Origin of the sequence: Pseudomonas nunensis, assembly GCF_024296925.1 — a bacterium.
Taxonomy (GTDB): Bacteria; Pseudomonadota; Gammaproteobacteria; order Pseudomonadales; family Pseudomonadaceae; genus Aquipseudomonas; species Aquipseudomonas nunensis.
In genome coordinates, this window is the sequence record NZ_CP101125.1 from 2,258,864 (window position 1) to 2,275,795 (window position 16,932).

1 protein-coding gene (running past one end of the window) is annotated in these 16,932 nt (G+C 62.6%); it reads left to right on the top strand.

Going from position 1 to position 16,932, the window contains the following annotated elements:
* On the top strand, positions 1-16,932 hold the 5' portion of the coding sequence (locus NK667_RS09795; RefSeq protein WP_054614545.1) for a non-ribosomal peptide synthetase. 13,902 nt of this gene lie beyond the right edge of the window; only the first 16,932 of its 30,834 coding nucleotides appear in the window; it begins with the start codon at positions 1-3; its stop codon lies off the right edge, out of view.

Genomic DNA, 16,932 nt, shown 5'->3' on the forward strand with positions numbered 1-16,932 from the left:
ATGCAATTCAGCGATTTGATGGCCGTTCTTTCTCTGCACCCGATTCGTCTCCAACTGGATGATGGCGACCTTGTGATCCTGGGCGATGACGAAGGGCTGGACAGCGCGCTGTGGGACAGTCTTGGTCTCCACAAGAACGAATTGATCGCGCTGGTGACGAGAAATGGCGGTGACTGGCTCAGCCCGGCGTTCCGCATCACCCCGGACATGCTGCCGCTGGCCAGCCTCAGTCAGGCCGAAATCGACCGCATCGTCGAAACCGTGCCCGGCGGCGCCGGTAATGTGCAGGACATCTATCCGCTGGCGCCGTTGCAGGAAGGCATTCTTTACCATCACCTCGCCGCCGAGCAGGGCGACCCGTACGTGTTGCAGGCGCTGTTCGGCGCCGAGCAACGTTCGCACCTCGAAAACTTCACCCAGGCCTTGCAGGGCGTGATCGATCGCCATGACATCCTGCGCACTTCGGTGGTGTGGGAAGGGCTCGACGAGCCGGTGCAAGTGGTCTGGCACGCGGCAACCCTGCCTTTGGAAGAGTTGGCGCTAGACCCCGCGCATGGCGACATCCTCGGGCAACTGCGTGAACGCTTCGATACCCGCCAGCATCGTCTGGACGTGGGCCGGGCGCCGCTAATGCGCCTGGTCTGCGCTCAGGACCTTGAGCAAAACCGTTGGGTTGCGATTCTGTTGTTCCATCACATGGCCCTGGATCACGCGGCACTGGAGCTGGTGCAGCACGAAATGCAGGCCTTCCTGCTCGGCGAAGGCGATGCCTTGCCCGCCGCGATGCCGTTTCGTAACTACGTGGCGCAGGTTCGGCTCGGTGTCGGTCGCGATGCGCATGAGGCGTTTTTCCGCGACATGCTGGGCGAGGTCGATGAACCGACCCTGCCATTCGGTTTGGCCGGTGTGCCTGAACTCGACCCGGTCATCGAAGAGGTGCATCTGTCGGTCGACGCCTCGCTCAGCCTGCGCCTGCGCGCCCAGGCCCGACAGTTGGGCGTGAGCGCCGCGAGCCTGCATCACTTGGCGTGGGCGCGAGTCTTGGGCTGTGTGTCGGGGCGTGAAGACGTGGTGTTCGGCACCGTGCTGATGGGCCGGATGCAGGGCGGCGATGGTTCGGATCGGGCCTTGGGCATGTTCATCAACACCCTGCCGCTGCGGGTCAAACTGGCTGGGCAGGGCGCGCGCGACAGCGTCAAAGCCACGCATGCCGATCTGGCAGCGCTGCTCGGTCATGAACACGCGTCGCTGGCACTGGCCCAGCGTTGCAGCGGGGTGCCGGCACCGGCGCCATTGTTCGGTTCGCTGCTCAATTATCGCCACAGTGGCACCGCCCAGGCGCCGACCACCGAATCGCTGAAAGCGTGGGCGGGTTTGCAGTCGCTGGGCGGTGAAGAACGTACCAACTACCCGCTGACGTTGTCGGTGGATGACCTGGGCGAAGGTTTCAGCCTGAGCGTGCTGGCGTTGGCTGAAATCGGCGCGCAACGGGTCGGCGATTACATGTTGACCGCGCTGGCGGGACTGGCCCGTGCACTGGAACAGACGCCGGAGTTGCCGCTGCATGAGCTGTTGGTTTTGCCGGACGCCGAGCGCCAGCACTTGTTGCTGGATTTCAATGCGACCACGCGCAGCTATCCGCAGGACCAGACCGTGCATGGACTGTTTGAAGCGCAGGTTCTGGCTCATCCCGATGCGACAGCGGCGGTCCACGACGGGCAACGCCTGACTTATCGTGAACTCAATGCCAAGGCCAATGGCCTGGCCCATTACCTTGTCGACCTCGGCGTGCGGCCGGGCGAATCCGTGGCGATTCTGCTGGAGCGTTCCCTTGAACTGCTGATCAGCCAGTTGGCCGTACTCAAATGTGCTGCGGTCTACGTGCCGCTGGACATCAGTGCGCCGGTCGAGCGCCAGGGCTTTATGGTGCAGGACAGCGGTGCGCGGATGGTGCTGACGTTGAGCACGGAATCGGTGCCTGAAGATGCTCGGCGTGTGGATCTGGATCGCGTGGCGCTTGATGGTTTTGCTCATGATCAGCACCTGCCACAGTCCAGCGAATCGCCGGCCTACATCATGTACACCTCCGGCTCGACCGGCACGCCAAAAGGCGTTTTGGTCCCGCACCGGGCGATCAACCGCTTGGTGATCAACAACGGCTACGCCGACTTCAACGCCGAAGACCGCGTGGCCTTCGCCTCGAACCCGGCCTTTGACGCCAGCACCCTCGATGTCTGGGCACCGTTGCTCAATGGCGGTTGTGTGGTGATCGTCGAGCAGGATGTGTTGTTGTCGCAAGAACGTTTCCGCGCGCTGCTGCTGGAGCAAAAGATCAGCGTGTTGTGGATGACCGCCGGTTTGTTCCATCAATACGCCGCCGGTTTGATGTCGGTGTTCGGCCAATTGCGCTACCTGATCGTCGGGGGCGACGTGCTCGATCCGGCGGTGATCAGCCGCGTACTGAAAGAAGGCGCGCCGCAACATCTGCTCAACGGCTACGGCCCGACGGAAGCGACCACGTTCACCACGACTTATGAAATCAACACCGTGGGCGAGGGCAGCATTCCGATTGGTCGTCCGGTCGGCAACAGCCGGGTTTATGTGTTGGACGCCTGGCAGCGGCCAGTGCCGGTCGGTGTGGCGGGCGAGTTGTATATCGGTGGCGACGGCGTGGCCAACGGGTATTTGAATCGTCCCGAGCTAACTGCAGAGAAGTTTGTCGCCGATCCATTTAACGCAGATCCGAGCGCCTTGCTTTATCGCACCGGAGACCTGGCGCGCTGGCTGGCGGACGGCAATGTGGAATACCTGGGGCGCAATGATGATCAGGTGAAGATCCGCGGTTTCCGCGTCGAACTGGGCGAAATCGAAGCCCGATTGAGCGACTGCGCGGGTGTGAAAGACGCCGTGGTGCTGGCGCGTCAGGACGAGTCGGGCCCTAAACGTCTGGTCGGTTATGTGATTGCCGAGCCCGGTGTGAGCTTGTCAGCGCAGGACCTGCGCGCCGAACTGGTCGCCTCGTTGGCCGAATATATGGTGCCCAGCGCCTTCGTGGTGCTGGAAAGTTTCCCGCTGACCGCCAACGGCAAGCTCGACCGCCGCGCGCTGCCGGCCCCTGATGCAGACGCTTATGCCAGTCGCGAGTACGAAGCGCCACAAGGCGAAGTCGAGGAAGTCCTCGCACGTCTGTGGGCCGATGTGCTCAAGGTTGAACGTGTGGGTCGCCACGACCACTTCTTCGAACTCGGCGGCCATTCGTTGCTGGCGGTGACGCTGATTGAGCGCATGCGTCAAGCCGAATTGAGCGCTGATGTACGCATTCTGTTCAGCCAGCCGACATTGGCGGCACTGGCTGCGGCCGTGGGTAGCGGTAAAGAAGTCAGCGTTCCCGAGAATCTGATTCCGCTGGACTGCGCACACATCACCCCGGACCTGCTGCCGCTCGCCAATCTGACTCAGGACACCATCGACCGTATCGTCGCCACCGTCCCGGGCGGTTCCCGCAACGTACAGGACATCTACCCGCTGGCGCCGTTGCAGGAAGGCATCCTCTATCACCATTTGGCCGCCGAGCAGGGCGACCCGTACGTGCTGCAAACGCAATTCGCCTTTGAAAACCAGGAACGCCTCGATGCGTTCATTCAAGCGTTGCAGGTGGTGATCGATCGCCACGACATCCTCCGCACCGGCGTGGTGTGGGAGGGTCTGGAGTCCCCAGCCCAAGTGGTCTGGCGCGAAGCGAAATTGCATCTTGAACAGGTCACTCTCGATCCGGCGGCCGGCGATGCCGTGGCGCAGTTGAGCCAGCGCTTCGACCCGCGTCATCACCGACTCGACGTCAGCCAGGCCCCGATGATGCGCCTGGCTTTCGCGCAGGATGAAGCCAATCAGCGCATTGTCGCGACGCTGTTGTTCCACCACATGGCGCTGGACCACACCGCCATGGAAGTGGTGCAGCACGAGATGCAGGCGTACTTGCAGGGTGAGGCGGATCAACTCACCGACGCCGTGCCGTATCGCAACTATGTGGCGCAAGCGCGGCTTGGGGTCAGCCGTGAGGAACATGAAGCGTTTTTCCGCGAGATGCTTGGCGATATCGACGAGCCGACGCTGCCGTTCGGTTTGCAGGATGTGCAGGGCGATGGCCGGGATATCGAAGAACATGCGCGGTTTGTCGACACGGAGCTGGACCTGCGGCTGCGGGCACAGGCACGCCAGCTCGGCGTGAGCGCAGCAAGCCTGGTGCATCTGGCGTTTGCCCAGGTGCTGGGCAAGGTGTCGAGCAAGCAGGACGTGGTGTTCGGCACCGTGCTGATGGGCCGGATGCAGGGCGGCGACGGCGCCGACCGCGCGCTGGGGATGTTCATCAATACCCTGCCGTTGCGCGTGGATGTCGGCGCCCAAGGTGTGAAAGCCGGGGTCAAGGCGACCCATGCAAGGCTGACTGCGTTGCTCGGTCATGAGCATGCATCGCTGGCATTGGCCCAGCGTTGCAGTGGCGTGACCGCACCGACGCCGCTGTTCAGCGCGTTGCTCAACTATCGCCACAGTGCGACGGGCGCGGTATCGGCTGAGGCTGTGGACGCGTGGCGTGGGATGCAAGTGTTGAGTGGTGAGGAACGTACCAACTATCCGCTGACGTTGAACGTGGATGATTTGGGTAATGGCTTCAAGTTGACGGTGTTGGTGGCCGCGCAGGTTGGGGCGCAGCGGGTTTGCGCGTATATGCAGGCGGCGCTGGAAGGGTTGGTATTGGCGCTGGAGCAGACGCCGCAGGCTGCGTTGTATCGGTTGCCGATATTGCCGGTGGCGGAGCGTGAGTTGTTGCTGGTTGGGTTCAATGCGACTGAGGCTGTGTATCCGCTGGACGAGACGGTTCATGGATTGTTTGAGGCGCAGGTAGAGCGCACGCCGGATGCGGTGGCGGTGGTTTATGGCGAGCAACGGTTGAGTTATCGCGAGCTGAATGAGCGGGCGAACCGCTTGGCGCATTATCTGCGCGGGCAGGGTGTGAAACCTGATTCGCGAGTGGCGATTTGTGTTGAGCGTAGTGCCGACATGGTCGTTGGGCTGTTGGCGATTTTGAAGGCGGGCGGGGGTTATGTGCCGTTGGATCCTGCGTATCCGCTGGATCGGATTGCCTACATGCTCGAAGACAGCGCGCCGGCTGTGGTGTTGGCGCAGACCGCAACGCTGGGGCTTCTGAGTGAAGCGTCGATGCCGGTGATCGATCTGGATCACAGCATTTGGCAGGACGAATCCGTCGCCAATCCCGTGATTGAAGGTCTGACGTCTGCGCATTTGGCCTACGTGATCTACACCTCGGGTTCGACCGGCCTGCCGAAAGGCGTGATGATCGAACACCGCAATACCGTGAACTTCCTGACCTGGGCGCATCGTTCATTCGATAACGCCACGTTGGCCAAGACCCTGTTCTCGACCTCGCTCAACTTCGACTTGGCGGTTTATGAATGCTTCGCGCCACTGACGTCCGGCGGCAGCATCGATGTCGTGACTAATGTGCTGGAACTGCGAGACGACATCACGCTGATCAACACCGTGCCGTCCGCGCTCAAAGCTTTGCTTGAATCCGGCGGACTCAGCAAAAACGTGCACACAGTCAACGTCGCGGGCGAAGCGCTCAAACGCAGCCTCGTCGAAAACCTGTTCGAACAAACCCAGGTTCAACGCCTGTGCAACCTCTACGGCCCTTCAGAAACCACGACCTACTCAAGTTGGGTCTCGATGGACCGCGAAGACGGTTTCGCCGCCCACATCGGCAAACCCGTCGCCAACACCCAGTTCTACTTGCTGGACGAGCACCAACAACCAGTCCCACTCGGCGTCCCAGGCGAAATCTACATCGGCGGCGCCGGCGTGGCGCGCGGTTACCTTAATCGCGACGACCTGACTGCAGAACGCTTCCTCACCGACCCATTCCGCACCAACGCCCGGATATATCGTACCGGCGACCTCGGCCGTTACCTGAAAGACGGCAACATCGAATACCTCGGCCGCAACGACGATCAGGTCAAAATCCGCGGCTTCCGCATCGAACTGGGCGAAATCGAAACCAAACTCGCCCAATACCCCGACATCAACGAAGCCACCGTCCTGGCCCGCGAAGACGTGCCGGGCGAAAAACGCCTGGTCGCCTATTACACCGCACAAGCATCGCTGGACATCGACGCACTCCGCCGCCACCTGCAAACCCAACTCCCGGACTACATGATCCCGGCAGCCTACGTCCATCTCGACAAACTGCCACTCACCCCCAACGGCAAACTCGACCGCAAAGCCCTGCCAGCCCCCGATTCCGCAGCCGTCATCACCCGCACCTACGAAGCCCCGGTCGGCGAAGTCGAAATCGCCCTCGCACACATCTGGCAAGACCTGCTCGGCCTGCAGCAAGTCGGCCGTCACGACCATTTCTTCGAACTCGGCGGCCACTCCCTGCTGGCCGTCAGCCTGATCGGCCGCATGCGCCAACTCGACCTGTCGGCCGACATCCGCGTCCTCTTCGGCCAACCCACCCTGGCCGCGCTGGCCGCAGCGGTGGGTGGCAGCACCGAAGTCGTGGTTCCGGCGAACAATATTCGCCTGGGCTGCACGCACATCACCCCGGACATGCTGACCCTGGTCAAACTCGACCAGGACGCCATCGACCGCATCGTCGCCAGCGTATCCGGCGGCGCGCGCAATGTGCAGGACATCTACCCGCTGGCGCCGTTGCAAGAAGGCATTCTTTATCACCACATCGCCGCGTCTCAGGGCGACCCCTATGTGCTGAAAGCCACGTTCACGGTTGCCGATCGCGAGCGGTTGGACGCTTTCGCCCATGCCCTGCAAAGCGTTATCGACCGCCACGACATCCTGCGCACCTCGGTGGTGTGGCAAGGCCTCGACGAGCCGGTACAAGTGGTCTGGCGCAAGGCGCAACTGGCGGTCGAGGAAATCAAGTTCGACGCCGGCGAAGGCGAGATTGCTGATCGCTTGCGCGCACAATTCGACACCCTGCATTACCGTCTCGACATGCAACAGGCGCCGCTGATGCGCATCGCCTTCAGCCAGGACGTCCCCAACCAGCGTTGGGTCGCCATGCTGTTGTTCCACCACATGGCCCTCGATCACGTGGCGCTGGAAGTGGTGCAGCAGGAAATGCAGGCGCATTTGCTCGGTCAATCCGAGCACCTCGGCGACGCGGTGCCGTATCGCAACTACGTGGGCCAGGCGCGGCTGGGTGTCAGCCGCGAGGAGCACGAAGCGTTCTTCCGCGACATGCTCGGCGATATCGACGAGCCGACGCTGCCGTTCGGTTTGCAGGATGTGCGCGGCGATGGCAGCGACATCGAAGAATCTGCGCTGGACCTCAGCACCGACCTGAGCCGCCGTCTGCGCGCCCAGGCCCGTCAGTTGGGCGTGAGCGTCGCGAGCCTGCATCACCTGGCCTGGGCGCAAGTGCTGGGTCGGGTGTCGGGTCGTGAAGACGTGGTGTTCGGCACTGTTTTGATGGGCCGGATGCAGGGCGGCGAGGGCGCCGAACGGGCGCTGGGGATGTTCATCAACACTTTGCCGCTGCGGGTCAGCCTCGGCGAACTCGGTGTGCGCGACGGGGTAAAAGCCACCCACGCACGGTTGAGCGGTTTGCTCGGGCACGAACATGCCTCGCTGGCCCTGGCCCAGCGTTGCAGCGGGGTGGTCGCGCCATTGCCGTTGTTCAGTGCTTTGCTCAATTACCGCCACAGCTCCGTCCAAGCGCATTCAAGCGAAACCCTGACGGCGTGGGAGGGGATCGAATCCCTCAGTAACGAAGAACGCACCAACTACCCGCTGACCTTGTCGGTGGACGATCTCGGTGAAGGCTTCCGCGTCACTGCGCTGGCCATGCCGCAAATCGGTGCCGAGCGTATTTGCGCCTATCTGAATATTGCTCTGGAGCATCTGGTCGATGCCCTGGAACAGGCGCCACACACCGCGCTGCTCAGCCTGCCGATCCTGCCGCCCGCCGAGCGCGAGCAACTGCTGGTGGACTTCAACGCCACGACGCGCAGCTATCCGCAGGACAGAACCGTTCATGCAGTGTTCGAAGCGCAGGTCCACGCCCAGCCAGAGGCCACAGCGGCAGTCCACGACACGCAAATGCTGACTTACAACGAACTCAACATCCGCGCCAATCAACTGGCTCACCACCTGATTGGCCTCGGCGTACAACCGGGCGATTCCGTGGCAATTCTGCTGGAGCGCTCCCTTGAGCTGTTGATCAGCCAGTTGGCGATCCTCAAATGCGCGGCGGTCTATGTGCCGCTGGACTTCAGCGCGCCCACCGAGCGTCAAGGTTTCATGGTGCAGGACAGCGGGGCACGAATGGTGCTCACGTTGAGCACAACCACGGTGCCCGAAGACGCGAAGCGCGTGGATCTGGACAGCGTAACCCTCGATAACCTGACCACTGACCCGCAACTGCCACAGTCCAGCGAAGCCCCGGCCTACATCATGTACACCTCGGGCTCGACCGGCACGCCAAAGGGCGTTTTGGTCCCGCACCGGGCGATCAACCGCTTGGTGATCAACAACGGCTACGCCGAATTCAACGCCCAGGATCGCGTGGCGTTTGCCTCGAACCCGGCCTTCGACGCCAGCACTCTCGACGTCTGGGCACCGCTGCTCAATGGCGGTTGCGTGGTGATCGTCGAGCAAGACGTGTTGCTCTCGCAAGAACGCTTCAGTGCATTGCTGCTCGAGCAAAAAATCAGTGTGTTGTGGATGACCGCAGGGCTGTTCCATCAATACGCCGCCGGCTTGATGTCGGTATTCGGCCAGTTGCGCTACCTGATCGTCGGCGGCGATGTGCTCGATCCGGCAGTCATCGGTCGCGTACTGAAAGAAGGCGCGCCGCAGCACCTGCTCAACGGCTACGGCCCGACGGAAGCGACCACGTTCTCCGCGACTTACGAAATCAAGAAAGCAGGCGAGGGCAGCATTCCGATTGGTCGCCCGGTCGGCAACACACGACTTTACCTGCTGGACCCACAGGGCAGCCCGGTGCCAATTGGCGTCGCGGGCGAGTTGTATATCGGTGGCGACGGCGTGGCCAAGGGATATCTGAATCGCCCCGAACTCACCGCCGAAAAATTTGTGGCAGATCCGTTCAGCACTGAGCCACAAGCCTTGCTCTACCGCACTGGCGACCTCGGTCGCTGGCTGCCGGATGGCAATGTCGAATACCTCGGTCGTAACGACGACCAGGTGAAAATCCGTGGTTTCCGTATCGAACTCGGCGAGATCGAAGCGAGATTGGGCCAGTGTGCCGGCGTGAAAGACGCCGTGGTGCTGGCGCGACAGGACGAATCGGGGCCAAAGCGCCTGGTCGGTTATGTGATTGCCGAACCGGGCAACATCCTGTCAGTACAGGACCTGCGCGCCGAACTGGCCGCCTCACTGGCCGACTACATGGTGCCGAGCGCCTTCGTGGTACTGGACCTGTTCCCGCTGACCGCCAACGGCAAACTCGACCGCCGCGCATTGCCAACCCCGGACGCAGACGCCTACGCCAGTCGCGAGTACGAAGCACCACAAGGCGAAGTCGAGGAAACCCTCGCACGCCTGTGGGCCGACGTGCTCAAGGTCGAACGCGTCGGTCGTCACGACCACTTCTTCGAACTCGGCGGCCATTCGCTGCTGGCGGTGACGTTGATCGAGCGCATGCGCCAGGCCGAATTGAGCGCCGATGTGCGTGTGCTGTTCAGCCAACCGACCCTGGCCGCATTGGCGGCGGCGATCGGCAGCGGCAAGGAAATAACGGTTCCGGCCAACCTGATTCCGCTGAACTGCGAACACATCACCCCGGACTTGCTGCCGTTGGCCACGCTCACTCAGGAAACCATCGACCGCATCGTCGCCACCGTCCCCGGCGGTTCGCGCAATGTGCAGGACATCTACCCGCTGGCGCCGCTGCAGGAAGGCATCCTCTATCACCACTTGGCCGCCGAGCAGGGCGACCCGTACGTGCTGCAAACGCAATTCGCCTTCGACAGCCGCGAGCGCTTCGACGCATTCGTCCAGGCCTTGCAGGTGGTTATCGGTCGTCACGACATTCTGCGCACCTCCGTGGTTTGGGAAGGGCTCGACGAACCGGTGCAAGTGGTATGGCGTGACGTCCTGCTGACCCCGGAACACATCGAACTGGACCCGGCCGCCGGCGATATTTCCACGCAATTGGGTACGCTTTTCGACGCCCGGCATTACCGTCTCGACCTGCGCCACGCGCCCCTCATGCATCTGGCGTACGCCCACGACGCTGCGCAAAACCGCTGGGTGGCGATCCTGCTGTTCCACCATTTGGCGCTGGACCACACCGCGCTGGACGTGATGCAGCACGAAATGCAGCTGCACCTGCTGGGTCAGGACGATCAGCTTGGCGAGGCGATGCCGTACCGCAACTACGTGGCCCAGGCGAAATTCGGTCTGAGCGCCGACGATCACGAAGCGTTCTTCCGCGAAATGCTCGGCGAGGTCGATGAACCAACGCTGCCGTTCGGCCTGCAGGATGTGCAGGGCGACGGACATGGCATCGACGAAGCGCGCCAACCGGTGGATCTGGCGCTGTCCAAACGCCTGCGGGCCCAGGCGCGGCAGCTCGGTGTGAGCGCGGCGAGCCTGGTGCATCTGGCCTGGGCGCAAGTGCTGGGCAAGGTGTCCGGCAAACAGGACGTGGTGTTCGGCACCGTGCTGCTGGGCCGTTTGCAAGCTGGCGACGGCGCGGATCGGGCGTTGGGGATGTTCATCAATACCTTGCCGCTGCGGGTGGATGTCGGTGCCCAAGGCGTGAAGGCCGGGGTCAAGGCAACCCATGCGCGGCTGACCGCGTTGCTCGGCCACGAATACGCGTCACTGGCCCTGGCCCAGCGTTGCAGCGGCGTGACCGCACCGACGCCGCTGTTCAGTGCGTTGCTCAACTACCGGCACAGCGCTGGCGAAGTCAGCGAAGAAGCCTTGTCAGCGTGGCAAGGCATCGCGGCACTCGGAGGCGACGAACGTACCAATTACCCGTTGACCCTAAACGTCGACGACTTGGGCGAAGCCTTCCACCTGACTGCTTTGGTCGCCCAACCGATCGGCGCGGAGCGTATTTGCGCGTACATGCAAGTCGCGCTGGAGAATCTGGTCGCAGCGCTGGAAACCGCGCCGCACACGCCACTGCAAGCGTTGACCGTGCTGCCAGCCGCCGAGCGTCAGCAACTGCTCGACACCTGGAACACCACAGACGTTCTCTACGAACATGACGCGCTGATCCACCACCAATTCGAAGCCCGGGCCGCCGCGCAGCCCGACGCCGTGGCGGTGGTCTATGAAGACCTGAGCCTGACCTACGGCGAACTCAACGCTCGCGCCAATCAGATGGCCCACCGTTTGCTCGCACTCGGTGTGCGCCCGGATGATCGGGTGGCGATCTGCGTCGAGCGTGGTCTGGAAATGATCGTCGGTCTGCTCGGCATCCTCAAGTCCGGCGCCGGCTACGTGCCACTGGACCCGGCTTACCCGGCCGAGCGCATCGCCTACATGCTCTACGACAGCGCCCCGGTGGCACTGCTGACTCAACTGCCATTGCGCGATCAACTGCCGCAAATGAACATCCCGACGCTGCTGCTCGACCTGATCGAAGCCAGCCACGAAGCGCCGCCCGCGCAACACAACCCAGACATTCCGGGCCTGACCTCGGCGCATCTGGCCTACGTGATCTACACCTCCGGTTCCACCGGCCTGCCCAAAGGCGTGATGATCGAGCACCGCAACGTCGCGCGGCTGTTCTCGGCGACGCAGCCGTGGTTCAACTTCGGCCCGCAAGATGTGTGGGCGCTGTTCCATTCCTTTGCTTTCGACTTCTCGGTCTGGGAAATCTGGGGCGCGCTGACCCACGGCGGCCAGTTGCTGGTGGTGCCGCAACTGGTCAGCCGCTCGCCACAATACTGCTACGCACTGTTGTGCGAGGCCGGCGTGACCATCCTCAACCAGACGCCGAGCGCCTTCCGCCAGTTGATTGCGGCCCAGGGCGAAATCGACCTGAGCCACAGCCTGCGCCAGGTGATCTTCGGCGGCGAAGCGCTGGAAACCGGGATTCTCAAGCCGTGGTATGCCCGAGCGCAGAACGCGCAAACGCAACTGGTCAACATGTACGGCATCACCGAAACCACGGTGCACGTGACCTATCGCGCCCTCGATGCGGCCGATGCGCAACTGATCGGCGTGAGCCCGATTGGCGGGCGCATTCCCGACCTGCAACTGTACGTGCTGGACGCCCAGTGTGAGCCAGTGCCGGTCGGTGTGATCGGTGAAATGTACGTCGGCGGCGCAGGCGTGGCGCGGGGTTACTTGAACCGCGACGAACTCACCGCCGAACGCTTCCTCGATAACCCGTTCAGCGCCGAGCCAGGCGCGCGGATGTACCGCACCGGTGACCTCGGCCGCTGGCTGGCTGACGGCAGCGTCGAATACCTGGGTCGCAATGATGACCAGGTGAAAATCCGCGGTTTCCGCATCGAACTGGGCGAGATCCAGGCCAAACTCGCCGCGTGCAAAGGCGTGCGCGAAGCCGTAGTTCTGGCCCGTCAGGACACCGGCGACAAGCGCCTGGTGGCGTATGTGATTGCCAAGGAAGGCGAGCAACTGACGGCCGCCGAACTGCGCGCCGAGCTGCTCGAAACGCTGGCCGAGTACATGGTGCCGAGCGCGTTCGTGACGCTCACATCATTCCCGCTGACCACCAACGGCAAGCTCGACCGTCAGGCGCTGCCGGTGCCGGACCAATCCTCGGTGGTGAGCCGCGCCTATGAAGCTCCGCTAGGCGAAGTAGAAATTGCCATCGCGAAAATCTGGCAAGAGCTGCTGCAACTGGAGCAGGTCGGTCGCCACGATCATTTCTTTGAGCTGGGCGGGCACTCGTTGCTGGCGGTGAAACTGATCGAACGCATGCGTCAGGTCGATCTGGCGGCGGACGTACGCGTCCTGTTCGGTCAGCCGACCTTGGCGGCACTCGCCGCAGCGGTCGGCGGCACCGTTGAAATCGTGGTGCCGGCCAATGCGATTCCGGACGGCTGCACGCGCATCACTCCGGACATGCTGCCGCTGGCGACGCTGACCCAGGATGAAATCGACCGCGTAGTGGCGGCGACTCCCGGTGGCGTGGCCAATGTGCAAGACATCTATGCGCTGGCGCCGTTGCAGGAGGGGATTCTGTATCACCACCTCGCGGCGGAGAAAGGTGATCCGTACCTGCAATTCGCGATGTTTTCCTTCGACACTCGCGAGCGCTTGAACATCTTTGCCAACGCGCTGCAAGGCGTGGTTTCGCGACACGACATTTTGCGCACCGGCGTGGTCTGGGAAGGCCTGGACGAACCGGTGCAAGTGGTCTGGCGTGCGGCTCAGTTGGGTCTGGACGAGATTGTGCTGGACCCGGCGGCAGGCGATATCGCCGAGCAACTGCGCGAACGCCTCGACCCACGGCATTACCGCCTGGACATCCGTCAGGCGCCGATGATGCGCATCGGTTATGCCGAAGACCCGGTGAATAACCGCTGGATCGGCATGCTGCTGTTCCACCACATGGTGGATGACGCGACTTCGCTGGGCATGCTCACTGCGGAAATCGAAGCGCACATGCTCGGTCAGGAGCATCTGCTGGGCACCTCGGTGCCGTACCGCAACTATGTGGCCCAGGCACGCCTGGGTATCAGCCGCGAAGACCATGAAGTGTTCTTCCGCGACATGCTCGGCGACATCGACGAGCCGACGCTGCCATTCGGCCTGCAGGATGTGCAGGGCGAAGGACGCGATATCGAAGAAGTCCGCCAGGTGGTGGATGCCGCGCTGAGCAAACGTCTGCGGGCCCAGGCCCGTCAGCTTGGCGTGAGTGCTGCGAGCGTCTATCACCTGGCGTGGGCGCAGGTCCTGGCCAGCGTTTCGGGCAAGGACGATGTAGTGTTCGGCACGGTGCTGTTGGGCCGGATGCAGGGCGGCGAGGGCGCCGATCGGGCGCTGGGCATGTTCATCAACACCTTGCCGCTGCGCGTCAGCCTCGGCGCACAAGGTGTGCGCGCCGGGATCAAGGCGACCCACGAGCGCCTGACTGCGCTGCTTGGTCACGAACATGCGTCGCTTGTACTGGCCCAGCGTTGCAGCGGCGTGACCGCGCCGACGCCGTTGTTCAGTGCACTGCTCAATTACCGTCACCTCGGCACCCGCGCGGTGTCGACTGAAGCCATTGCTGTCTGGGACGGCATCGAGGCGCTGGAAGGCGAAGAACGCACCAACTATCCACTGTCATTGTCGGTGGATGACCTCGGTGAAGGCTTCAACCTGACGGTCATGGCCTCGGCGCAAATTGGCGCCGGGCGCGTGTGTGGCTACATGCAGTCGGTGCTGGAAAATCTGGTCGAGGCGCTGGAGCAAAACCCGCAAGCGCCGTTGCATGGCTTGAAAATCCTGCCAGCGGCCGAGCGTTCGCAGTTGCTGGAGACGTGGAACGCGCCGGTTGGCGAATACGCCAGCGAGCACACGGTCCATGCTTTGTTTGAAACCAGGGCGGCGGCGCAACCTGATGCCGTGGCGGTGGTGTTTGAAGATTTGACGCTGACTTACGGCGAACTCAACGCCCAAGCCAACCAGGTCGCCCATCACCTGATCGGCTTGGGCATTCGCCCGGATGAGCGGGTGGCGATTTGTGTTGAACGCGGTCTGGAGATGATCGTCGGCTTGCTGGGGATCCTGAAGTCCGGCGCCGGTTATGTGCCGCTGGATCCGGCGTATCCGCAGGATCGCATTAGCTACCTGCTGGAAGACAGCACGCCGGCTGCGGTGCTGGCTCAAGCCTCCACGCGGTGGTTGCTGGAGGCGGTCGCAGTGCCGGTGGTTGATCTTGATGGCGGCAGCTGGCAGGGCGAATCCGTCACCAATCCTGATGTTGACGGTTTGACGTCTGCGCATCTGGCCTACGTGATCTACACCTCGGGTTCGACCGGTCTGCCGAAGGGCGTGATGGTTGAACACCGCAACGTTGCTCGCTTGTTTTCGGCGACTGAGGCGTGGTTCAACTTCGGCCCACAAGATGTCTGGGCCTTGTTCCACTCGTTTGCCTTCGACTTCTCGGTCTGGGAAATCTGGGGCGCGCTGACCCATGGCGGGCGTTTGCTGGTGGTGCCGCAACTGGTCAGCCGTTCCCCGGCGGATTGTTATGCGCTGCTGTGCGAAGCCGGTGTCACGGTGCTGAACCAGACGCCGAGCGCGTTCCGGCAGTTGATTGCCGCTCAGAACACCACGGCACATAGCCTGCGCCAGGTGATTTTCGGCGGTGAAGCGCTGGACACCGGGATTCTCAAACCCTGGTATGCCCGTTCGCAGAACGCGCAAACGCAACTGGTCAACATGTACGGCATCACCGAAACCACGGTGCACGTGACCCATCGTCCGTTGACCGCCGCCGACGCGTTATTGGTCGGCGTCAGCCCGATTGGCGGGCGCATTCCCGATCTGCAACTGTATGTGCTGGACGCCCGGCTCGAGCCGGTGCCGGTGGGTGTGGTCGGCGAAATGTACGTCGGCGGTGCCGGTGTGGCTCGCGGTTACCTGAACCGCCCTGAACTCAATACCGAACGCTTTATCCCCGACATTTTCAGCGGCCGTGCCGATGCGCGGTTGTATCGCACGGGCGACCTCGGTCGCTGGCTGGCGGACGGCACGGTGGAGTACCTGGGCCGTAACGACGATCAAGTGAAGATCCGTGGTTTCCGCATCGAACTGGGTGAAATCGAAGCCAAACTCGCGGCTTGTGAGCATGTGCGTGAAGCCGTGGTCATCGCCCGTGAAGACGAACCGGGTGACAAACGTCTAGTCGCCTACGTGATTGCCGATCAGGACGTGCAGTTGTCAGCGTCCGACTTGCGCACGCAACTTCTGGAATCTCTGGCTGAATACATGGTGCCCAGCGCCTTCGTGATGCTGTCGGCATTCCCGCTGACCACCAACGGCAAACTTGACCGCAAGGCACTGCCAGCCCCCGATTCAATGGCCTACGCCAGTCGCGAATACGTCGCCCCGCAAGGCGAGATTGAAAGCACCATCGCCGGAATCTGGCAGGACCTGCTGAAAATCGAGCAGATCGGTCGGCATGACAATTTCTTTGAACTGGGCGGGCATTCGCTGCTGGCCGTGAAACTCATCGAACGCATGCGCCAGGTTGATCTCGCCGCTGACGTTCGTGTCCTGTTCGGCCAACCGACATTGGCCGCGCTGGCCGCTGCCGTGGGCGATCAGACCGAAGTGCTGGTGCCGGCGAATCAGATTGCAATCGATTGCCAACGCATCACCCCGGACATGCTGCCGCTGGCCGACCTCGATCAGCAGGCCATCGACCGCATCGTCGCCACCGTTCCGGGTGGCGTTGCCAACGTGCAGGATATCTATGCGCTGGCACCGTTGCAGGAAGGGATCTTGTATCACCACCTCGCGGCCACCCAGGGTGACCCTTACGTCTTGCAAGTGCTGTTCGGTTTTGACGGCCGTGACCGCGTGGATGCGTTTGCCGAGGCCTTGCAGAGCGTGGTGTCGCGTAACGACATCCTGCGCACCAGCATGGTCTGGCAAGGGTTGGCTGCACCGGTGCAAGTGGTCTGGCGCCGGGCGCAGATGGTGGTCGAGGAAGTCGCGACCGATCCGGCAGCGGGGGATGTGGTGCAGCAACTGCACGAGCGTTTCGACCCGCGTCACTATCGACTGGATATCTCCCAGGCTCCGCTGATGCGGCTGGCCTATGCGCAAGACCCGGCGAATAACCGTTGGGTCGGCATGCTGCTGTTCCATCACATGGCGCTGGACCACACCGCACTTGAAGTGGTGGTGCATGAAATGCAGGCCCATCTGCTGGGCCAGTCTGGGCAA